Origin of the sequence: Polynucleobacter sp. TUM22923, assembly GCF_030295705.1 — a bacterium.
Classification (GTDB): Bacteria; Pseudomonadota; Gammaproteobacteria; order Burkholderiales; family Burkholderiaceae; genus Polynucleobacter.
The window spans coordinates 356,367-376,162 of record NZ_AP027274.1; the positions used below are offsets into that span (position 1 = coordinate 356,367).

Annotated in this window: 22 protein-coding genes and 1 tRNA gene; 15 read left to right on the forward strand and 8 right to left on the reverse strand. The window is 45.4% G+C overall.

The features are described from left to right. Positions 1 to 5: 5 nt before the first annotated feature. Together QUD86_RS01925 and QUD86_RS01930 are read left to right on the forward strand one after the other, a co-directional pair. Entirely contained in the window at positions 6 to 473 is a 468-nt protein-coding gene (locus tag QUD86_RS01925) for a diheme cytochrome c (protein ID WP_286297654.1), read from the forward strand. Beyond that, positions 470 to 1,144 carry a cytochrome b/b6 domain-containing protein gene (locus QUD86_RS01930; protein ID WP_286297655.1) on the forward strand — a complete coding sequence of 225 codons (675 nt, stop codon included), beginning with the start codon at positions 470 to 472 and terminating at the stop codon, positions 1,142 to 1,144. Before QUD86_RS01925 ends, QUD86_RS01930 begins: the two co-directional genes overlap by 4 nt. 146 nt (positions 1,145 to 1,290) lie before the next feature. Here QUD86_RS01930 and QUD86_RS01935 read toward each other — a convergent pair whose 3' ends face one another. After that, positions 1,291 to 2,037, reverse strand: coding sequence for a YoaK family protein (locus QUD86_RS01935; RefSeq protein ID WP_286297656.1), 747 nt, complete (start codon positions 2,035 to 2,037; stop codon positions 1,291 to 1,293). A 772-nt stretch (positions 2,038 to 2,809) separates the two neighbouring features. On the opposite strand from QUD86_RS01935, the gene QUD86_RS01940 reads away from it, so the two are divergent. From QUD86_RS01940 to QUD86_RS01970, 8 genes are all read left to right on the forward strand, one after another. Then, the gene (locus tag QUD86_RS01940; protein ID WP_286297657.1) at positions 2,810 to 3,850 is read left to right on the forward strand and encodes an outer membrane beta-barrel protein; all 1,041 of its coding nucleotides are present in this window, start codon (positions 2,810 to 2,812) and stop codon (positions 3,848 to 3,850) included. 38 nt (positions 3,851 to 3,888) lie between these two features. Continuing rightward, the gene (locus tag QUD86_RS01945; protein ID WP_286295794.1) at positions 3,889 to 5,172 is read left to right on the forward strand and encodes a DDE-type integrase/transposase/recombinase; all 1,284 of its coding nucleotides are present in this window, start codon (positions 3,889 to 3,891) and stop codon (positions 5,170 to 5,172) included. 221 nt (positions 5,173 to 5,393) lie between these two features. Beyond that, positions 5,394 to 5,621: an outer membrane beta-barrel protein gene (locus QUD86_RS09505; RefSeq protein ID WP_502928886.1), complete on the forward strand. Its 228-nt coding sequence runs from the start codon at positions 5,394 to 5,396 to the stop codon at positions 5,619 to 5,621. A gap of 64 nt (positions 5,622 to 5,685) precedes the next feature. Then, the gene (locus tag QUD86_RS01950; protein ID WP_286297658.1) at positions 5,686 to 6,561 is read left to right on the forward strand and encodes a hypothetical protein; all 876 of its coding nucleotides are present in this window, start codon (positions 5,686 to 5,688) and stop codon (positions 6,559 to 6,561) included. Positions 6,562 to 6,610: 49 nt separating this feature from the next. Next, positions 6,611 to 7,722 (forward strand): IS3 family transposase gene (locus QUD86_RS01955; RefSeq protein WP_286296203.1). Its coding sequence is split into 2 segments (ribosomal slippage): positions 6,611 to 6,860 and positions 6,860 to 7,722, totalling 1,113 coding nucleotides; the frame shifts between segments, so codons are not numbered across the junction. 115 nt (positions 7,723 to 7,837) lie between these two features. Continuing rightward, complete coding sequence (locus QUD86_RS01960; protein ID WP_286297659.1) at positions 7,838 to 8,212, forward strand: hypothetical protein; 375 nt, start codon at positions 7,838 to 7,840, stop codon at positions 8,210 to 8,212. Continuing rightward, positions 8,209 to 8,382 (forward strand): hypothetical protein, encoded by a 174-nt coding sequence (locus QUD86_RS01965; protein WP_286297660.1) that lies wholly within the window; start codon positions 8,209 to 8,211, stop codon positions 8,380 to 8,382. Before QUD86_RS01960 ends, QUD86_RS01965 begins: the two co-directional genes overlap by 4 nt. Beyond that, positions 8,383 to 8,637 (forward strand): hypothetical protein, encoded by a 255-nt coding sequence (locus QUD86_RS01970; protein ID WP_286297661.1) that lies wholly within the window; start codon positions 8,383 to 8,385, stop codon positions 8,635 to 8,637. Here the strand turns inward: QUD86_RS01970 and QUD86_RS01975 are convergent, their stop codons facing one another. The 5 genes from QUD86_RS01975 to tsaE form a co-directional block, all read right to left on the reverse strand. Beyond that, the gene (locus QUD86_RS01975; RefSeq protein WP_286297662.1) at positions 8,638 to 8,907 is read right to left on the reverse strand and encodes a hypothetical protein; all 270 of its coding nucleotides are present in this window, start codon (positions 8,905 to 8,907) and stop codon (positions 8,638 to 8,640) included. It lies immediately after the preceding gene. A gap of 222 nt (positions 8,908 to 9,129) precedes the next feature. Next, entirely contained in the window at positions 9,130 to 9,594 is a 465-nt protein-coding gene (locus QUD86_RS01980; protein ID WP_286297663.1) for a toll/interleukin-1 receptor domain-containing protein, read from the reverse strand. A gap of 215 nt (positions 9,595 to 9,809) precedes the next feature. Next, positions 9,810 to 9,885 (reverse strand) — tRNA-Lys (locus tag QUD86_RS01985). 87 nt (positions 9,886 to 9,972) lie between these two features. Further along, positions 9,973 to 11,313, reverse strand: a complete 1,341-nt coding sequence (locus QUD86_RS01990) for an N-acetylmuramoyl-L-alanine amidase (RefSeq protein WP_353506535.1) — start codon at positions 11,311 to 11,313, stop codon at positions 9,973 to 9,975. Continuing rightward, the gene (tsaE, locus tag QUD86_RS01995; RefSeq protein ID WP_286297664.1) at positions 11,313 to 11,837 is read right to left on the reverse strand and encodes a tRNA (adenosine(37)-N6)-threonylcarbamoyltransferase complex ATPase subunit type 1 TsaE; all 525 of its coding nucleotides are present in this window, start codon (positions 11,835 to 11,837) and stop codon (positions 11,313 to 11,315) included. The genes QUD86_RS01990 and tsaE overlap by 1 nt, the downstream gene beginning before the upstream one ends. Positions 11,838 to 11,904: 67 nt before the next feature. On the opposite strand from tsaE, the gene queG reads away from it, so the two are divergent. Genes queG through QUD86_RS02010 form a run of 3 tightly spaced genes read left to right on the forward strand, consistent with a single transcriptional unit; the run spans position 11,905 to position 14,114 of the window. Continuing rightward, complete coding sequence (gene queG / locus QUD86_RS02000) at positions 11,905 to 12,984, forward strand: tRNA epoxyqueuosine(34) reductase QueG (protein WP_286297667.1); 1,080 nt, start codon at positions 11,905 to 11,907, stop codon at positions 12,982 to 12,984. A gap of 3 nt (positions 12,985 to 12,987) precedes the next feature. Further along, positions 12,988 to 13,773, forward strand: coding sequence for an AzlC family ABC transporter permease (locus tag QUD86_RS02005; protein WP_286297669.1), 786 nt, complete (start codon positions 12,988 to 12,990; stop codon positions 13,771 to 13,773). Next, entirely contained in the window at positions 13,773 to 14,114 is a 342-nt protein-coding gene (locus QUD86_RS02010; protein WP_100379979.1) for an AzlD domain-containing protein, read from the forward strand. The genes QUD86_RS02005 and QUD86_RS02010 overlap by 1 nt, the downstream gene beginning before the upstream one ends. Before the next feature lie 18 nt (positions 14,115 to 14,132). On the opposite strand, the gene QUD86_RS02015 is transcribed toward QUD86_RS02010, so the two are convergent. Both QUD86_RS02015 and QUD86_RS02020 read right to left on the reverse strand, forming a co-directional pair. Beyond that, positions 14,133 to 17,282, reverse strand: a complete 3,150-nt coding sequence (locus QUD86_RS02015) for an FAD-binding and (Fe-S)-binding domain-containing protein (RefSeq protein ID WP_286297672.1) — start codon at positions 17,280 to 17,282, stop codon at positions 14,133 to 14,135. After that, the gene (locus QUD86_RS02020; protein ID WP_502928875.1) at positions 17,279 to 17,971 is read right to left on the reverse strand and encodes a GntR family transcriptional regulator; all 693 of its coding nucleotides are present in this window, start codon (positions 17,969 to 17,971) and stop codon (positions 17,279 to 17,281) included. Before QUD86_RS02020 ends, QUD86_RS02015 begins: the two co-directional genes overlap by 4 nt. A gap of 161 nt (positions 17,972 to 18,132) precedes the next feature. Here QUD86_RS02020 and QUD86_RS02025 point away from each other — a divergent pair, with 161 nt between their 5' ends. Next, the gene (locus tag QUD86_RS02025; protein WP_286297677.1) at positions 18,133 to 19,317 is read left to right on the forward strand and encodes a pyridoxal-phosphate-dependent aminotransferase family protein; all 1,185 of its coding nucleotides are present in this window, start codon (positions 18,133 to 18,135) and stop codon (positions 19,315 to 19,317) included. Positions 19,318 to 19,390: 73 nt separating this feature from the next. Continuing rightward, the gene (locus tag QUD86_RS02030) at positions 19,391 to 19,795 is read left to right on the forward strand and encodes a GlcG/HbpS family heme-binding protein (RefSeq protein WP_286298588.1); all 405 of its coding nucleotides are present in this window, start codon (positions 19,391 to 19,393) and stop codon (positions 19,793 to 19,795) included. Position 19,796 lies beyond the last annotated feature (1 nt).

Below are 19,796 nucleotides of genomic sequence, written 5' to 3' on the forward strand. Positions count from 1 at the left end.
CCCCTATGAACATGAGATCCCCTTATTCCATTTCTTTTTACTTGTTGTTCTGCGCATCCTCCGCATTTGCGGCGAAGATGCCAATACCGGCCGATGCGCCTGCGTCATATGAGACTGAGTGTGCCAGTTGCCATATGGCTTATCCACCAGGGCTGCTTAGTGATAAGAGCTGGAAAAATGTGATGTCTGGTCTGTCAAAGCACTTTGCTACCGATGCTAGTGTGGATGCAAAGAGTCAGGCGGAGATTACGAGCTGGCTGGTAAAGAATGCTACTACCCGTCAAAAATACAGCGAGACTGCACCAGAAAATCGCATTACCAAAACATCTTGGTTTATTCGTAAGCACGATGAGCTGAGGCCGGATGTATGGAAAAGGGCGGGCATTAAGAGCCCTGCCAATTGTGGCGCCTGTCATATTGATGCTGCGAACGGCATCTTTAGTGAGAGCAATATTATGATCCCTGCAAAATGAATACATCTATTATTGATACTATTGTTTCCACTGAAAAAGTGAAGCAAGCAATTATGGTGTGGGATATGCCGGTAAGGGTATTTCATTGGCTGCTAGTGATTTGTTTCGCTGGCGCCTGGCTCACCTCCGATAGCGAGCGATTGATGATGATTCATTATGCATTCGGCTATACCGCATGCTTACTGGTTCTCATTCGATTAGTTTGGGGTGTGATTGGTACACGTTATGCAAGATTTAGTCAGTTCCTCAAGAGTCCTCGAGCCTTTATTGAGCACTTTATAGCAATGTTACGTGGCCACCCTCATCATGATGTCGGACATAATCCTGCAGGCGGTTTGGTGATGTTCGCACTCATGATTTTAATTATTGTGATCGGATTTACTGGTTATCTTATTGTGAAAGACTTTTTTACTAATTTTTCATCTGAGGTACATGAAGCGGTTGCAAGCCTCGTTCTTGGTTTGGTCGTCATTCACATCATTGCCGCTATTGGCATGAGTGTGATTGAAAAACAGAACTTGGTAAGATCAATGGTTACCGGCAAGAAAAAAGGCTTTCCGGAGCAGGGTATTCGATATCCGCAGTACTTAATTGGCGTACTCATTGCCTTGGGTTCTTGCTACTTTTTTTACCTCATTGTGGCGGGAGCATTACCCGCTTTGACTAAGTAACGGGGCAGTCTGAATCGCTATCACTTCTGTTGATGCGCTTTAGTTTGATATGAGCTACCCATAGTGATGTATGGGTTTTCGATAGCCACTTTAAAAAAGTGGCTAGTAGCCATAGACCGAATCCCTATTGGCTTATATGCCTGACTTTAATCATGATTTCTAAAGTCTCGATATATCTGTAGGCTAGAGATAACAATCAGTAAAAGTGAAATAGGGACAACAGATACATAGCCGAACTCTTTAAAGCTAATAGCCCCTACGAGCGCTCCAACAAGAAAAAATGAAAAAATAGCGCAATGCGTTCTCAATTTAGCTTTATTTACGCGTACAAAATGATCGGCACTAGCTGTCTGTGATCGATTCCAGTAAAGCCATTTTCCCAACTCAATTCCAATGTCAGTAACAACTCCAGTCATATGCGTAGTTCTGATCTCACCTTTTGAGGCTTGGGTGATGATGGCATTTTGGAGGCCCATTACAAAACACAGCATTATGGCAATAGCGGGGATTGTTAACAGCGTATGAAAGTTAAGACTAGCGCCTAGCAGGCCAAAAATTAGCAGTAATGCCGCCTCGACAATTAATGGGAGCGCGAACTGACTGTGGATATTTTTTCGATGACCCCAATGGACTAAAACAGTGGTGGTTGCTGATCCAGCAATAAATGAAAATAACAAAAATATGGCGCCGAAAACAGCAAGCAGGTTATTTAAGGCAAGATCATCACCTATTTCTGCGATGATTCCACTCATGTGGGATGTATAGCGACTGATAGCTAAAAAACCGCCAGCATTGACTGCTCCAGCAACGAATGCCAGCAGGCATCCCAATTGAGCATTAGTTTTAGTGGAGCGATGTGGACTAGTGAGAAGTTGTAAGAACTTAATTACCATCTACTGACAATCTTACACCTCCCAACTTTTGGGATCAGTTCAGAAGTTGGTTCTGAGGTATTTGGTGGCTTTGGGTGATATCAACTGAGGATGAGATTAGTGATGTTTGGCCTTACTCAAAAAATTATTTATGATTAGATTGCTTAAGCGCTTAGTTTGTCGGGTAAACCGACAAATCACATTCAACTGTGACTTAAGGAGATACTCACAGTTAGCTAGCCCCTAGCAGCGTAGGCCATCATGACTCAAAACATCCAATAAGTTATGTATTGCACTTATTAGCATCCACATTTGGTAGCCCAAAAAGACGAAACCCCCGCTATCGCTAGCGAGGGTTCATTTAAAACTGGTGGGTCGGGCGAGATTCGAACTCGCGACCAACGGATTAAAAGAAGTCAAACCTCTTCAAAAACCCATATAAATCAATATGTTGTAGCGATCAAAAGCAGGTGTGCTATTGACTGTGCTATTGGTTATGGGGCAAAGGCTTAAATTCTGACTGTAGATTTATGGCTGAAGGAGGGAAGTACACCGTTACTTAAAGTAACGGTGTGGTTAGGAAATGCTAATTAGGATGTGATACCCCAAACAGATTAAATACTAGGTTAGAAAGTGTTTTCAGAAGTGGTAGCGATTCAGCACCCCCATCATTAAATCTGAGATAAGTGCCGTTTTTGTCTTTATGCTACATCTTTAATGCTCGGCTCTCAATAAATCGATTTCTAGTGCCATATTAAGTCTTATCGATGGCTAATCACATAAAATACAGGAGATGAGGCGTTTTAACCCACTAATATTGATTACTACCTTATGCCTACTATTTGAGGTGCGTTATGCGACAGGTGCTGATGAAATTTCTTCGACAAATAACATGCCAATGGGAGAGTCATTAGAATTTATTGGCAAAGGGCCCAATATTGATTTGGGCAAGCTCGGAGAGTGGAATATTTCTGGAGTTGCTACAGCAATTGGCTACAAGCAGACAAATCCAGCGCCACAGAATCCATCCTCATCGGGAGAGTTTTCAAATGCCCAATTATTAATTGGAAAAAATACTGGGTTTACTCAATTTTTTATCCAAACTGGCTATTACGCTGTGCCTGTTCTGGGTGAGGAGTTTAAGAGGGCAACATTAGATACCTACAATACATATGGCATGATTCCGCAGGCCTTTGTTTCTTTTGTTCCAGGTAAAGAATGGTCGCTATCTTTGGGTAAGTTACCATCTATGGGTGGATATGAGCCTACCTTTACCTATCAAAATTTAAACATACAGCGTGGAATGTTATGGGGTCAAACAAGCTCTGTGAGTAATGGTGCAGTTCTCAATTATGACGGGGATAGGCTTTCTACCGCAATCTCTTTTACGGATGGATATTTCTCTAACAGATTTAATTGGTTGGGGGCATCAGCCTCCTACAAGTTAGATAAATCCCAAACGCTAAGCGCTAGCTGGACTGGTGCGCTAAGCGCAAGCAGTACAAATAACCAAAATACCCCGTTGCTGCAAAATAATTCTCAAATTTACAATCTGATTTATTCAGCTTCGTTTGGCAGGTGGTTGGCTACCCCGTATCTGCAATATTCAAATATTCCAGCTAATGAATCTATAGGCATACCTTCTTCATACCAGACTCGAGGCGCGGCAATCTTAACTAACTATAGAATGCCAACGACTTTTTTCAATGGAGCGGCCAAAGAGCTTGCAAGCCTACCATTTAGAGTTGAATATATCAATTCCCAGCCTTGTCCAATGAGGTATGAGCCTGAACGGCGCACGTATTTCCAACCAGAAATGAGCCTGAAGGGGTAGGTTTCAGGCCCAACTGCCATTGGCTTGATCATCCAAGGATGGTGATCAACATGGACGAGACAAAGCTGCGCACGATTGCGCAACTGCAGGAATTTCTGGATGCAACCCCAGAAGTCAAATTCACGCTCGCCGCAGGCGTTGGTGACGCCCAGCGCTACGAACACATCAGCCGCGTTCTCAAGCGCTTTGAGTACCGCCAGTGCGGCAAACATGATCGCGGCGTGGTACTGGCCTACCTGCGCCACACCAGCGGCTACAGTCGCCCTCAGATCACCCGCCTGGTAGCGCGCTGGCAGGAGAACCGCCTGGCACCTGTGCCCCTGGCCAAACGCTACCGCGCCCCTGCTGCCCCCTTCACCCGCAAGTACACAGCTGTCGATGTCGCACTGCTCGTGGAGGTAGATCGCGCCAATGAAGATGTCTGTGGCCCGGCCATCGCCCACCTATTGCGCCGGGCCTACACGGTATACGGCGACAAGGACTACGAGCGCCTGGCCGGTCTGTCGGTCGCGCACCTGTACAACCTGCGCAAAAGTGCTGGCTACCAAAAACTTCGCGTCAGCTTCACCAAGACCCGATCGGTGTGCAACTCCATTGGCGTGCGCAAGGCACCCAGGCCCAATGGACGTGCGGGCTGGGTACGCATTGACAGCGTCCACCAAGGTGATTTGGATGGCCTCAAAGGGGTCTACCACATCACCTGCGTGGACAGCGTCAGCCAGTGGCAAGTAGAGGCTTGTGTAGAGGGCATCAGTGAGGCATATTTACTGCCGATTCTGCAGGCGGTGATTGCGCAGTTCCCGTTTGAGATTGAAGGGTTCCACTCTGACAACGGCTCGGAGTACATCAACCACAAGGTGGCCAAAATGCTAGAAAAGTTGCGTATCGAGCAGACCAAATCACGTGCCCGTCAAAGTAACGACAACGCCTTGGCAGAGAGCAAGAATGCCAGTGTGGTCAGGAAGCATATGGGCTACAGCCACATTCCAAAGAAGTACGCAAAACCCATCAATGCGTTCTATGAAGGTGTGTTCAATTCGTGGCTCAATTTGCACCGTCCTTGCTTGTTTGCCACCGAGGTGGTGTGTGACAAAGGGAAGGTTAAAAAGGTCTACAAGAACAAAGATGCGAAGACGCCGCTGGAGCGATTGGTGCAACTAAACGACAGGGGTTTGGTCAAGTTCAAAGCGGGCATCACGCTTGAAGATTTGCTGGCTCGGGCCAAAGAAAGAACCGATCTGCAAGCGGCCCATGAGATGCAAAAGGCCAAGGCCGATTTGTTTGAGTTATTCAACAAGCCAAAGCGCAAACTGCAGACTTGAATCGACGCCGAGTCGACACAGATTCGACGCAAAGAAAAACAAGAACGAGTGTGAAAAAACATGCGCGGGGGGGGCCTCCGGCGGCCTGGCAGGGGCCTGCATGAATGCAAATTAGAAGACAAAACCAAGTCCCTTAAACTTCCAGTTTTAACCCGGTCAGGTCAAGAAGCAAAGGTCACCAACTCAAACCCGCTTCAGGCTCATACCTGGATTGGAAAATACTGTCCTCTGGAAGTCAGCTTGATGGAGCGCCAACTATCCTATATGGAGCCGGGAGTTCAGCCTGGTCTTTTACATTTACACCGACCTATCAAATTAACCAATATTTCGTTCGCGTAGAGGCGTCTTATGTAAAAGCATCTAACACTACTGGTGGTCTTGCATTTGGTTATTCAGGAAACAACAACTCTCAAGCACGTGCAATGATGGAGGTTGGTATTCTATATTAGATGCCAGTCATCAAATAATCATGCTTTTAATTATGAAATTAAAGTTTTCCAAAGGTTCTTTAAGATGAAGTCGGTAGAGCTTATTAGTAAATCAATTGCAAAAAGTAGAGTGCTCACAAATAAAAAATCTTATCTAATTAAAGGGGAGATTCATGTAAAAAACGGAGTGCGTCTCACCATTGAAGACAATGCTCAAATTTTTATTGCTAATGGGCCTAAGAAATCCCGCAACATCAGAAGATCTGCATTAATTTTTGATCAAGGATCAAAGCTAATTGGAGGGCGCATTACTTTCAAGGCAGCAGATCCTATCTCCTTAAAGCCTGAAAAAATTGCCAATAATGGTGGGCTTTGGTTTCTAGGTAGTCATCAGAATACGGAAAAAGATGGTATCAGATTGAAAGTGAAAGATTCAAACTCGAGATCCTTATTCTCTGCCACCAAAATAAGTGCTTATTATCTTGGTTGTAGCGATTCCTTAAAAAGTAGCTCCAAAAGAAAGGCTGAGTTGACTGAGGATGATCTCGATGCGATCTCGGTTATGGGTGTATCCAAAGTTGAGTGGGATATTACTTCCGTGAGTAGCTTTTATTCTGGCGATGATGGTTTTGATGTAACTAATTCTGATATTTCATTGGAATGTTTGAGGGTCAGCTATCCTGCTGAGGATGGGGTCAATTTGAGTAGCAGCAGGGTATCTATACATAAAACGCTCGATATATCTGTTAAGCAGGATCAACGCACTGATAGAGATCTTTTTGACTTTGAGACTGATAGTGGGGCCTCATATCTAGAGCTTCATGGAGGAACCACTTTGAATTTGGACGGACCCTTTGGGGATCAGCTAAATCTATTCTCTAGCCAAATGCCAAAACCAAACACACGAAATAACAATAACCAGAGATACCGCTATTCAGGCGGTAATCATCCCCTAGCTTAACTTGATTTAAAAGTAGAATTTCTATGTAGTTTGATTTAAAGGAAATTCTATGAAGACCTCCCGATTTACCGATAGCCAAATCATGGCCATCCTCAAACAAGCCGAATCTGGCGTGCCAGCCCCAGAACTGTGCCGTGAGCACAATATTAGCGTTGCTAGCTTCTATAAGTGGCGCTCTAAATACGGCGGTATGGATGCTTCTATGATGTCCCGCGTTAAAGAGTTAGAGCTTGAAAATGCCCGCCTAAAGAAGATGTACGCCGAAGTCCAACTCCAGGCGGATGTCTTAAAGGAAGTTCTGCAAAAAAAGTAACTCGGCCATCTCGCCGCCGCGAGATGGCCAGCCAAGAAGTAAAAAAGGGTCGTATGAGCATCCGCTTAGCGTGCGACACCTTTGTCATTAGCCAGACCTGCTATCACTATAGCCCCAAGCTGTCGACTGACAATGCCCTCATTGCCGATTGGCTGGTTCGTCTTACTCACAATCAACGTAACTGGGGCTTTGGTCTTTGCTACCTGTTCTTGCGTAACGTGAAGGGATTTAAATGGAATCACAAACGGGTTTATCGGATCTATAAGGAACTAGAGCTCAATTTACGCATCAAACCCCATAAACGCTTGGTTCGGGAAAAGCCTTTACCACTAGCTGTACCCCAAGGCATTAATGACACTTGGTCGATTGATTTTATGCATGATCAGTTGCACGACGGCAGAACCATCCGCCTTTTTAATGTGATCGATGACTTTAATCGAGAGGCCTTGGCCATTGATATTGATTTTTCCATGCCCGCAGTACGAGTGATCCGGTCACTCGATCAAATCATTGAATGGCGTGGCAAGCCCTTAAAAATACGTTGTGACAATGGCCCCGAACTCGTAGGAAACATCCTGACTGTATGGGCTGCTAAACATCAGATAGAGATGAGTTACATCCAACCAGGTAAGCCACAACAAAATGCCTATATTGAACGCTATAACCGTACGGTGAGATATGACTGGCTTAATCAATACCTCTTTGAATCGATTGATGAAGTACAAGATTTTGCAACCCACTGGATGTGGACCTACAATCACGAAAGACCCAATATGGGTTTAGGAGGAATTACTCCTAAACAAAAACTAGCAATTGCAGTACCAGCCTCTACTTTTAGCTTAGGTTAAAAAGGGGATGATTACCGCGTTACGCGACACTTGGCAATCTCATAATACCCACAATCAGGGCTAGACAGTTATCAATCCCATAACTAAACTGAAGCAAGTTACTTTTGGGGTTTATATGAAATTCTTAGCACTTGTTTGTTTGCTTACAGTGTCCAGTTTAGCCAATGCCGCCAGCTATGACTGTACCGTCACAAAGAAGCTGGACTTTGAGAATATCTATCAGCCAGCTCAAATGGAAAAGTATAAGTTTTCCGCCAGAATTCACGATTCAGATAAGCCCAAAGTGGATAGATGCAGTATTCGGCCTAATGACAATAAAGTAACTTGTGATTCCTACGATATTGATAGGGTGGAAGTGGATAAGCATGTGGGATACAGGAAGTTCTACCTATTTAGAAGTCAGTACGATATTCAGTTGTTTCCAGATATGAAGTTTGTTGAGAACAATGGTCGTGGTGGAATTGCTTTTGGGACTTGTAAATTACTATGAATGAATACTCTGGAATTGGCTTTTTCTTGTTTGGTATCTTCTGCGCCTATTGGGCTCAGACCACCAATCGTAATGTATGGCTTTGGTTCTTTATGGGATTCTTCTTTGCGCCAATTACTGGGTTAGTTTTACTCTATAAGAATTCCCAATCAAATAATGGGGATCTTTAAATGAAGAGGCTTTTATTGTTGTCGGCACTAATATCTCTATTGTTAATTGGTTGCGCCTATCAACCTGTTAACACCGCTTATGATCCACCGGGGTTTTTCATGGGGCTTATTCATGGTTGGATTTCACCAATTGCTTTGGTTGTAGGAATCTTTTCGGATGTGCGTGTTTACGCTTTTCCGAATTCAGGCTGGTGGTACGACTTAGGCTTTATGTTGGGAATATCCACTTGGGGTGGTGCTGCTGCTAGTCGTTAGTTATGAGTATTGGGTTATCTTTTCTTGAAAAAACTTTTTTGTTTCTTGGTCTATGTGGGTAGGAAAGACTTGAATCAAAAGCGGCAAAAACGTTGATGCAAAACCACCAGCATCATATATTTGGTCGTTTTCTCGACACGTCAGAATTAGTTTCTTAATTTCAAAATCTTTTAACTGCTTAAGGTATGGCCTTATTTGATTGGTCAAATATTCGGCACCCCTGTAAAACTTAACTGCTTTTAATAAATTCAGCAGAATCGCAATTGCCATCCTTAGGTCAGACTTTAGGAATGCTGGGAGAAAATCTTGTATTCCAATTTGCTCTGAGTTGAGTTTTGACGATTGAAATTTCTTTAAAAACCCAGGAGGTATTGTTCTATCTAGGGATAGTGGAATGATGCAGATATTATTTCTGCTAGCCGCTATGCCAGTTTCCTGGAGACAGAATTCTGATCGAACAAAGCTCTTGCTTAGAAGACAGACAAATATTGATCAAGAGTTAACTTCTTCTAAAATTCTTTTTGACCACTCTTCAGAGACTTCAATATCATCGTGGGCCATAAACGATGGAATATCGTAACCTTCAAGTACGCTTTTCAGTTTTCCTGCAATGATTTTGTCATCAGTAGAGTAGCTTATAAATGCTTTTTTAGTCATTTGCTCGGATTCGGCGGAAAAAGTTTCTTCAAACTCCAGAACATCTAATAGCCGAGAAAAGGATTCTCTTATATAGGTTCTTCTTTGTGCATACGTAGGTAGTGATGCCTTAATTGATTGGTTTAGATGTTGAACGGTACGATTCTGTATTAAGAATGGAGGAATGAATTCTTTAAGAGATGCTTTTTCTATCAATTCTTTACGTAATGTTTCGTAAGCATGCTCATCCATGGCTTCGGTGGTTGTGAGGTGCTTAATTAGTGCTTCTTGGAAATCTAAGGTTTGTTTATATAAATCCATGAGTCCATTCTGGCAATTGCTTACAGAATGATCTTCTCAGGTTTAGCGTATTAGAACAAGTCACTTTAGTTGCCTACGGTCAACCAGCCTCATCCAGCGTAGACAATCCTGACCCAATCAACGTCCATGAGATCAACCATTGTCAACAACAGTCACAACATTCCAATCAACCAAAAGAAAAAGCCCCTAGATTTCTCTAGAGGCTTTTGTATTACTGGTGGGTCGGGCGAGATTCGAACTCGCGACCAACGGATTAAAAGTCCGCTGCTCTACCGACTGAGCTACCGACCCAGTAAAGAGTGAAATTATAGCAAGAAGTTAACTTGCTTCCCCTGAGATTGGGCGGGGCTCCTTCTATGCCTTATATCTACAAGCACATTAGGCATTTGTTCTTCTGGCAACAGGTGGATTTTTTGAGAAATAATCCTTAATTCCTCTCAAAATTGCCTCAGCGATCCGATCTTGATAGGCATCATCATTCAGCCTTGCTTCTTCTTGTGGGTTGCTGATAAAGGCAGTTTCTACCAAAATTGAGGGGATATCCGGTGCCTTTAGAACCGCAAAGCTCGCCTGTTCTACATTACCCTTGTGGAGGGATGCAAATCCTCCGATTTGCTTCAGAATCGAACGACCGACTTGTAGTGAATCTTTAATTTGTGCGGTAGTGGACATATCTAATAGCAGATTGGCTACTTGCTTATCTTGGGTTTTGATATTGATGCCGCCGATTAAGTCAGAAGCATTTTCTTTATTAGCCATCCATCGCGCCATCGTACTACTGGCACCCATTTGAGACAGCGCAAATACCGAGGCCCCTTTTGCCCTAGGCTCTATAAATGCATCGGCATGAATAGACACAAATAGATCAGCTTGAACGCTTCGTGCTTTTTGCACTCGGGCATGGAGCGGCACAAAGTAGTCACCATCTCTTGTGAGGAAAGGGCGCATGTAAGCTTCGCCCTCAATTTTTTCACGTAGACGTTTAGCGATAGAGAGAACGATATGTTTTTCTTTAGAGCCCATGGCTCCGATAGCACCAGGATCTTCTCCGCCATGACCCGGATCGATTGCAATAGTAATGAGCCGCTGATAAGGTTTACTTTGAGCGGCGCGTTCTTTTACATCTGGTATCGCCTGCGCTACAGGGGCTCTTGGCGCTTCTTTTTCTTTTTTAGCTGCAAATTGCGCAATTAAATCAATTTCTTCATTGGCTTTTTCTAGGGCGCTTTCCTTACGGGCACTACGTTTCACTAATTCCATCAATGGATCTGGAGGTATGGCTGGGTATAGGTCTAGGACCATGCGATATTGATACTCTGCAACTGGGTCTAGCGTGAAGAGCTGAGGCTTGACAGGCTCCTTTAAGTCAAAAACCAAGCGCACCATACCAGGCTGAAACTGACCGACCCGAATTTGAGAAACGTAAGGATCATTTGGTTTTACCTTAGCCACTAAATCTTTGAGCGTAGAGTTAAGCTCCATACCCTGAACATCCACTACTAGGCGATCGGGGTTGCTAAGTAATTGCTGTGTAATGGGCAGTGCTTTATCTGACTCTAGCGTAATACGGGTGTAATCTTCAGCAGGCCAGATGCGCACCCCTAAAATCTTAGCGCCCCAAGCAATATCGATTTCACTAAAAAGAAAAATAAAGCCCATCAGCTTCGCTGAGGTGCCCAGATACTTCCTTCTGGAGGTATTGACTGAAGCCTTCCGCATCAATTTTGCTGGCGAAGAGAATGCAGCATGTTCAGTACACTCACCCCGCTGGGAGATTGAGCCTGTATTTTGATGGTTCTCTCATGCTCTTCACCATCGGCAACAAGCTGAATCTGAATATCAAATGCCGGTAGCGTACCCTCTGCTTTTTCTGGCCACTCCACTAGGCAAAATCCCGGCTCATCAAACTGCTCGGCAAAACCCGCCTCTTGCCACTCCAAGGGATCCCGCATGCGATACAGATCAAAATGATTGGCTATCAGGCTGCTGGCATGACAGATAAAAGGGTAGGGCTCACATAAGGTGTAAGTGGGACTTTTGACGCGATCCACATATCCCAGTCCTTGAATTAAATAACGAGCAAAAGTAGTCTTGCCGGCTCCTAAGTCTCCCTCTAAGGCAATATTGAGGTGGCTGTGCGGTTCGAGCTGAAAAAATCGCCCAAGACTGAGGGCAAGCTGCCCAGATAAAGCGGCCGTTTCTGCTTCTTGCCTACAATGTTGTGTGAAAGTATCTTGAGCCATTTCCTTAGTGTATTCAATTATTAGGCCCGATTCCGTAATCTTGATGTCTTCTAACCCAATAACCCCCATGACAGAACAAGCCGGTCTAAGAGAATGGCTTGATGAGCAGTCTGCAAAACTGGGTTTTGACGGCTTGCGTATTACTGACACTCAACTGGGGTCCGCTACCGAGCGCTTACAAGAATGGCTAGAGCAGGGGCGCCATGGCAAGATGGAATACATGGCACGTCAGGCGCATCTGCGGGCTGACCCAGAAGTATTAGTTCCTGGCACGGTACGCGTCATCTGCGTCACCATGAATTATCTTTCCCCAACAGTCGATTTTGATCAAGAGTGGGAGCGTCTAGCCGATCCAGCCCAGGCAGTAGTGTCCTTATATGCCCGTGGGCGGGATTATCACAAGGTGATGCGTAATCGTTTGCAAGCGTTTGCCACGCTGATTGAGCAGCGTATTGGTGCTTTTGGTTATCGTGTGTTTACCGATTCAGCGCCATTAATGGAAGTGGAATTGGCTCGTAAGGCAGGCTTAGGTTGGCGTGGTAAGCACACCCTATTACTCAATCGTGAGTCTGGTTCTACCTTTTTTTTGGGGGAGATCTTAGTAGATATTCCCTTACCGATTGACCAAGAAGAGCAATCTCATTGCGGCTCTTGCCAGGCATGTATTGAGGTTTGCCCAACGCAGGCGATTACGGCACCGTATCAATTAGATGCACGGCGCTGTATTTCTTATTTGACGATTGAAAACCCAGACGCTATTCCGATCGAATTTCGTCGTGCCATGGGTAATCGCATTTATGGATGCGATGATTGCCAATTAATTTGCCCTTGGAATAAATTTGCGCAACGTAGTGCATTGCCCGACTTTGCAGAGCGTCATGGCCTTGGCCAGTCTAGCCTCTTACATTTATGGTCGTGGACCGAGCCAGAATTTAATCAGCGTCATGAGGGTAGTGCGATTCGTCGGATTGGCTATTCTCGGTGGCGTAGAAACTTAGCTGTAGCCTTAGGCAACGCACTGTTGGATACAAAGCTGGACGCTACTGAGCAGAGCAACATTCGGGAAGCCCTAACCTTAGCCCTAGCATTGCCATCCACTGACGTCCTGGTAGCTGAGCATATTCAATGGGCGCTGGGCTTACAATAAGTTATGAGTAAAACTGATCAGCCTGCCATTGATCCTAGCGAAATAGCGTTAGAGGCTTCAGCTCTACAGCGCTTCAAAAGTGGCAATGATGCTTTTTGGTCTGGCATCCGTGATGCCGCAGGCGCTCCAGCAATGGTGCTCTTTGCTGGTATGGTGGGTTTTGGGGCCATGGGAAAAACCAACGGCCTAGATGTCTGGTTTACCAGTGCTACCAGTTTCTTTATGTTTGCCTTGCCTGGCCAGGTGGTGTTGTTAGAGATGGCAACGACAGGCTCCTCTGTTTTAGCGATTGCACTAGCGGTGACATTAACATCTACTCGATTTATCACGATGACGGTGACGCTCTTTCCACAGTTTCATCAAAAAGACCGTAACCATAGTCTGTATGCCTCAGTCCACCTATTGGCAATGACTGCATGGGCGATTTCGATGCGTGAATTTCATACGATTGAAGTCAAACATCGCCTCAGTTATTTTGTGGGTCTGGGGTTGCTGTGTTGGATCATCTCTATTCCAGGAACGATCCTGGGATTCTTTTTGGCGGGCATGGTTCCTGTAGCCATCACACTAGGCCTCGTCTTTATTAACCCCTTATTTTTTATGCTTACTTTTACCGAGGTCAAGCCTTGGATTAATCGGATCGCAATCTTTCTTGGGTGTGCACTAGGCCCCGTATTCTTTTTGCTAGATCGCGATACCAGCTTGCTCTCTACAGGCTTGGTGGCTGGAACGATTGCCTATTTTATTGATCGAAAGTGCTTACGCAAAAGAGCGGGGATGTTAGGTTGATGAATACCGTTCTGCAAGGTTGGGGTTTATGGATTGCTCTAGCAGGAGCGACTATTGGAACCTATGTTTGTCGGGCCATTGGCGTCTTTCTCTCCAAGAGCATCAATCAAGATAGTGAAATCTTTCGCTGGCTCGCTGCAGTGACTTATGCCATGGTGGCTGCGTTAACGATTCGATTAATCTTGATGCCCTTGGGTTTACTGGCAACCGTACCGGTATGGATTCGGTTGTTGATTTGCGCCTTGAGTATTGGTGTGATGGTGTCTAAACCAACACGACGCCTCGTTCCAGCCTTATTGACTGGAACGATTTTGATGGTGTCCTACGGGGTGATGCGCTAAGCATCCACTAGTTTGGTTTTAAAGGTGAGCCGCTAGTATTTTGGCAATATGTACAGCCTCTCTTTGCGCTCCATCAGCAATCTGATGACGACAACTGGTGCCATCAGCTACCACCCAACTATCGGGTGCTTTACGAATAGCAGGCAAGAGACTAAGTTCTGCCATTTGCTTAGATACTTCAATATGCTCTGCCTCATAACCAAAGCTGCCGGCCATGCCACAGCAAGAAGATTCAATCAGCTTGGGATCGGCATTAGGAATTAATTTCAGTAGTTCAAGGGCCGGAGTCAGGGCTGCAAATGCCTTTTGATGGCAGTGTCCATGAAACAACACGGGGCGCGTTGCCGGCTTTAAAGTCAATTTAAGCTGACCTGCTTTTGCTTTACTCGCTAAAAATTCTTCTAAAAGCTGCGCTTGTTTACTAACAGTAATAGCACGCTCACCAAATCCCATAACAAGGGCCTCATCTTTCAAGGTAAATAAGCAAGAGGGCTCTAGACCAATAATCGGAATGCCTTTTTCAGCAAAAGGCGCTAAATGATTTACTAGTTCGCCTAATGTTTCTTTTGCTTTATCGATCATGCCAGTAGCTAAGTAGGTACGACCACAGCAAAATTCCTTAGAGCAAGTACTGGTACTGGTACTGGTACTGGTGCTGGCATTTGTACTTATTTTTAAACGCTGCTCTAGGGTTTTTTGTGGAATGTGGACTCGATAGCCTGCTGCCTTAAGAACCGTCAAGGCCGCTTGCAAATTGTCATCTTCAAAGTAGGCATTAAAGGTGTCTGCCAATAAGACGACACCTTGATTACCATTGCCATCCTCTCGAGCCAATTCTTCTGGTGTGAAACGATAAGTGGAGTTCCCTTTTTGATTGCTCCAAAAATTGCTTGCTTTCCAGATAGGCAAACTTCTTTGGGCAGAAATACCCATCAGTCGCTCTTGAAGCTTGGCAATGATTGAAATTCGGTTACGTAGATTGAGTAGCATAGCTAAGCCAGGCACAGCGCTAATCATGGAAGCATATTTAGGTAAATAGGCAACAGCGAGATCACGTAAAGAGTGACCAACCCGTTTTTTGTAAGCAGATAAGAACTCAATTTTCATCTTTGCCATATCAACACCCGTTGGACATTCACGGCGACAGGCCTTACAACTAACGCAGAGATCCATTACCTCTTTAATAGCATCGCTGCCTATGCTGCCTATGCTGCCTATGCTGCCTATGGGGGATGCTGAGGATGCAGAACTATCTTTCGATGGGCCTAATTGATCAGACAGGGCAAGCCTCAAGGTATTGGCGCGGCCTCGGGTAAGGTGCTTCTCATCTCTGGTAACGCGATAGCTAGGGCACATGACCCCTGCGTCAAACTTACGACAATGGCCATTGTTATTACACATGTCCACGGCCTTGGCTAGGCCCATTGCTGGATCACCACCAGTTCCCGGTGCAGTCGTTGCCTCTGTTACTGGATCGTTTTGCACATTCCAAGCAGACCAATCTAGCGCGGGTTGCAAAGGGATCACTCTGTAACTCGGTGAGTACCGGAAATAGCGGGCATCATCCATCTTAGGTGGATCAACAATCTTCCCGGGATTAAATAGTCCCGCGGGATCAAATGCCTGCTTGATTTCTGAAAGGGCTTCGGTGATCTTGGGGCCAAATTGCCAAGAAATCCATTCCCCGCGACATAGACCATCTCCATGTTCGCCGCTATAGGCACCTTTGTATTTGCGAACTAATTCAGAGGCCTCTTGGGCAACAGCACGCATCTTTTGGGCGCCATCGCGACGCATATCCAAAATAGGGCGGACATGTAAAGTACCCACTGAAGCATGTGCATACCAGGTACCTCTTGAACCATACTTTGAAAATACTTCTGTTAGCGCTTGGGTATATTCAGCAAGACTTTCTAGTGGTACAGCGCAGTCTTCAATAAAGCTGACTGGCTTGCCGTCACCTTTGAGGCTCATCATGATGTTGAGGCCAGCTTTGCGGACTTCCCATAAATTCTTTTGCAAGCTTGCATCTGACATTAATACTACCGAACCCGGAATTCCTAAATCCCCCATGAGTACTTCTAAGGACTTGAGTTTTTCAAGTAAGGGCGCATGAGCCTCACCTGAAAACTCGACCAACAAAATGGCTTCGGGTGTTTGACTGCTGACATCAATTAATGCTGTTTCAATTGTTTTCTTAAAGCTTGGGTTGTGACGTGCCAGATCAATCATGGTTCGATCAACCAGTTCTACTGCTGTCGGTCCCAGTTTGACAATATGCTGCGCGCTATCCATGGCTTTAAAGAAGCTCGCAAAGTTCACAACGCCCAATACTTTGTGTTGCGGCAGTGGCGCTAATTTCAACTCTAGTGATTTAAAGTAGGCTAGGGTGCCTTCACTACCCACTAATAAATGGGCCAGATTGACACTGCCATCGCTCGTGTAAGGAAGTTCGCTCTGGGGATGAAAGATATCAAGGTTATAGCCAGCAACCCGTCGCAATACTTTCGGAAAGCGGGTCTCGATTTCGGGTTGAAGTTGATTGGCAAGCTGCTGAACAAAGTGCCCTAATTTTTTAGCTTCACCCGTACTTTGACCATAATTTCCAAAGTTGGCTACTTGGCCATTAGAGAGCCAAGCATCGATGCCCAACACGTTATGCACCATATTGCCGTAGGCAATCGAGCGACTGCCACAGGAGTTATTGCCTGCCATGCCGCCAATAGTGGCTTGTCCACCCGTAGAGACATCTACGGGGTACCAGAGGCCATGCGGTTTTAAAGCTGCATTCAGATGGTCCAGCACGATGCCTGGCTCAACAGTAGCAGTGGCCTTCACCGGGTCAGTGTGTATTAACTTACGGAAGTATTTACTGTTATCAATGACCAGGGCGGTGCCTGTAGTCTGACCACATTGGCTTGTGCCACCACCTCGAGGCAGCACGGGTACGCCAAGCTCAGCTGATATTTGGATAGCACTGGCAGTGTCTTCTGCAGTCTTGGGAACAAAGACGGCCACCGGCATTGCTTGGTAAATAGAGGCGTCCGTCGCATAGCGCCCACGACTTGCCATATCCGTCATGACTTCGCCTGACGTTTCTTTGTTTAGGCGCTTTGCTAGCTGCGCTTGATCAATCAGTAATGTGTTGATATCCAGGGGCTTATTCATGCGGGTAGTTTTTCTGTATTTTCAGAGTCGATGAGTTGAATGACAACATCCCGTTTGTTCATGACATGCTGCACCATGACTTTGCGCATGCGGGCACTGTCATGCGCCTTTAATGCATTGAGCATCTCTTGATGTTCTTCAACTGCTTTTTCCCATTTCACGCCATCCTGATTAGAGCGAAAGCGTAATGCTTCGATGCGAGCATTCACCTGGGTAAATAGTTGGCTTAAGACGGGATTGTTCGCAGCGTGATTAATGGCATTGTGGATTTGTAAATTCAAGCGGTAGTAGCTCGACAGATCTCGGCGTGCATAAGAGGCCATCATTTCGTATTGCAGGGCCTCTAGTTCGGTGAGGGCTTTACTACTAATATTTTGTGCCGCCAATTCTCCCGAATACCCCTCTAAATTGGCAATGACATCAAAGGTATGAATAATGTCATCCCTAGAAAGTTGAACGGCAATGGCCCCCCGATTGGTAATGAGCTCCACCAAACCATCGGCTGCTAAACGACGAATGGCCTCCCGAATAGGGGTGCGTGATACATGGAGCTGTTCTGCCAACTCGCGCTCATTGAGTTTGCTGCCAGGAGCAATGACGCCTTCGACCAACAAGGTTTTCAATTTCTGAAAGGTGACCTCGGGTAAATTGTGGGTGCTAGGTGGAGTGATAACGATCATATTTAACATCTCTTTTTTGTATACACAATTACTATAACTGAGCATTCATGCAAATTTTAGCTATATTTGATCAAAAAATGAGAATATTTTGTATACAAAATTGTAAATTCAGAAAAATTGGCATACACTCATCACCAAGATCAACTATAAAAAAACAAGCGAGACTCCCCATGCTAAAACTTGATAATCACCTCTCTGGACGCCATTTTCTGCATATTCCTGGCCCAAGTCCTGTGCCTTCGCGCGTATTGCGCTCAATTAGCTATCAAACAATTGATCATCGTGGGCCCGAGTTTGGGGTGTTTGGTCTTCAGGTGCTTGAGGGTATCAAGAAGATTTTTCAGACTAAGCAGCCAGTCATCATTTACTCAGCATCTGGAACCGGTTCTTGGGAAGGTGCTTTAGTAAATGTTCTAAATCCTGGTGATCATGTTCTTTTTTATGAAACGGGTTATTTTGCTAACCTGTGGCGCACGCTTGCGGTACGTCTAGGTTTAAATGTTGAGGTTATAGGTAAGAGCGATCAAGATACTTGGCGCTGGGGTGTCGATGCCGATGTGATTGAGGCGCGTTTACGCAAAGATACACAGCACCAAATCAAAGCAGTTTGTGTTGTGCATAACGAGACATCTACTGGGGTCACTTCCAACATAGCGGCAGTGCGCAAGGCAATAGATGCGGCTAAGCACCCCGCTTTATTGATTGTGGATAGCGTATCTGGCTTAGGTTCGGCAGAGTATCGCCATGACGACTGGGGTGTTGATGTTACCGTGTCTGGCTCGCAAAAAGGGTTGATGTTGCCACCGGGTATCGGTTTTAATGCCTTGTCACCACGCGCGATCGAAGTTAGTAAAGCAAACAAAATGCCTAAATCCTATTGGGCTTGGGACGAAATTTTAGAGTCCAATAAAACGGGTTACTGGCCTACAACACCCAGTACCAACTTAATGTACGGCTTGCATGAAGCGATGGACATGATGATGACCGAGGGTTTAGAGGCGATTTTTGCTCGCCACCAACGTTTAGCGTCCGCATGTCGGCATGCAGTTAATGCTTGGGGTTTAGAGAATCAGAGCTTAGATCAGGATTGTTATTCACCAGTGCTGACTTGCATCGCCGTGCCTGAGGGAATGGATGCGGACCTTTTACGTAAGCATGCCTTGGAAAAGTTCAATTTATCCCTGGGAACGGGCTTGGGTAAGATCAAAGGGAAAGCCTTCCGTATTGGTCATTTAGGCGATTGCAACGAACTGAGCTTGATGGCAGCCTTAAGCGGTGTAGAGATGAGTTTGGGCGCAATGGGCTACAAACCCAAGGCTAGCGGTGTTGTAGCTGCCCAAGAGTTCCTAAAATAAGGCCTAGTGGGCAGACTCCACCTATAATTCACTGTATATATCAATAGCATTAGAGATCGAAAGAATAATCATGTTGGCTACCAAACCTTACCTAACTCAAGCAGACGTCCAAAAGATTTTGGATGCGGCGGATAAACATGCTGCAGCCAATAACTGGGTAGTAACGATCGCCGTTTGCGATGATGGTGGCCATGTATTGGGTTTAATTCGTCGCGATGGTTGCGCGCCAGTCTCTTCTTATATTGCTCAAGAAAAAGCGCGAACCGCTGCAATGGGTAAACGCGAAAGCCGCGTTTACGAAGAGATTATTAATAATGGACGTATTTCCTTTTTATCTGCCCCGCATATTTCAGGCATGTTAGAAGGTGGCGTCAATATCGATGTAAATGGTTTTACCATCGGCGCAGTCGGCGTTTCCGGCGTTAAATCGACTGAGGATGCTGAAACTGCAAAAGCCGGCATTGCAGCCATTCTGTAAG

What these genes read in the sequence shown, in the direction of transcription:
- QUD86_RS01990 (WP_353506535.1), bottom strand. Translation starts at nt 11,313, where the DNA reads ATGCGGAAGGCTTCAGTCAATACCTCCAGAAGGAAGTATCTGGGCACC.
- QUD86_RS01975 (WP_286297662.1), bottom strand. Translation starts at nt 8,907, where the DNA reads ATGGCAATTGCGATTCTGCTGAATTTATTAAAAGCAGTTAAGTTTTAC.
- QUD86_RS01940 (WP_286297657.1), top strand. Translation starts at nt 2,810, where the DNA reads ATGAGGCGTTTTAACCCACTAATATTGATTACTACCTTATGCCTACTA.
- QUD86_RS01980 (WP_286297663.1), bottom strand. Translation starts at nt 9,594, where the DNA reads ATGGATTTATATAAACAAACCTTAGATTTCCAAGAAGCACTAATTAAG.
- QUD86_RS01930 (WP_286297655.1), top strand. Translation starts at nt 470, where the DNA reads ATGAATACATCTATTATTGATACTATTGTTTCCACTGAAAAAGTGAAG.
- QUD86_RS01970 (WP_286297661.1), top strand. Translation starts at nt 8,383, where the DNA reads ATGAAGAGGCTTTTATTGTTGTCGGCACTAATATCTCTATTGTTAATT.
- QUD86_RS01945 (WP_286295794.1), top strand. Translation starts at nt 3,889, where the DNA reads ATGGTGATCAACATGGACGAGACAAAGCTGCGCACGATTGCGCAACTG.
- QUD86_RS02025 (WP_286297677.1), top strand. Translation starts at nt 18,133, where the DNA reads ATGCTAAAACTTGATAATCACCTCTCTGGACGCCATTTTCTGCATATT.
- QUD86_RS01935 (WP_286297656.1), bottom strand. Translation starts at nt 2,037, where the DNA reads ATGGTAATTAAGTTCTTACAACTTCTCACTAGTCCACATCGCTCCACT.
- QUD86_RS01960 (WP_286297659.1), top strand. Translation starts at nt 7,838, where the DNA reads ATGAAATTCTTAGCACTTGTTTGTTTGCTTACAGTGTCCAGTTTAGCC.
- QUD86_RS01925 (WP_286297654.1), top strand. Translation starts at nt 6, where the DNA reads ATGAACATGAGATCCCCTTATTCCATTTCTTTTTACTTGTTGTTCTGC.
- QUD86_RS02005 (WP_286297669.1), top strand. Translation starts at nt 12,988, where the DNA reads ATGAGTAAAACTGATCAGCCTGCCATTGATCCTAGCGAAATAGCGTTA.
- tsaE (WP_286297664.1), bottom strand. Translation starts at nt 11,837, where the DNA reads ATGGCTCAAGATACTTTCACACAACATTGTAGGCAAGAAGCAGAAACG.
- QUD86_RS02020 (WP_502928875.1), bottom strand. Translation starts at nt 17,971, where the DNA reads ATGTTAAATATGATCGTTATCACTCCACCTAGCACCCACAATTTACCC.
- QUD86_RS02010 (WP_100379979.1), top strand. Translation starts at nt 13,773, where the DNA reads ATGAATACCGTTCTGCAAGGTTGGGGTTTATGGATTGCTCTAGCAGGA.
- QUD86_RS02015 (WP_286297672.1), bottom strand. Translation starts at nt 17,282, where the DNA reads ATGAATAAGCCCCTGGATATCAACACATTACTGATTGATCAAGCGCAG.
- queG (WP_286297667.1), top strand. Translation starts at nt 11,905, where the DNA reads ATGACAGAACAAGCCGGTCTAAGAGAATGGCTTGATGAGCAGTCTGCA.
- QUD86_RS01965 (WP_286297660.1), top strand. Translation starts at nt 8,209, where the DNA reads ATGAATGAATACTCTGGAATTGGCTTTTTCTTGTTTGGTATCTTCTGC.
- QUD86_RS01950 (WP_286297658.1), top strand. Translation starts at nt 5,686, where the DNA reads ATGAAGTCGGTAGAGCTTATTAGTAAATCAATTGCAAAAAGTAGAGTG.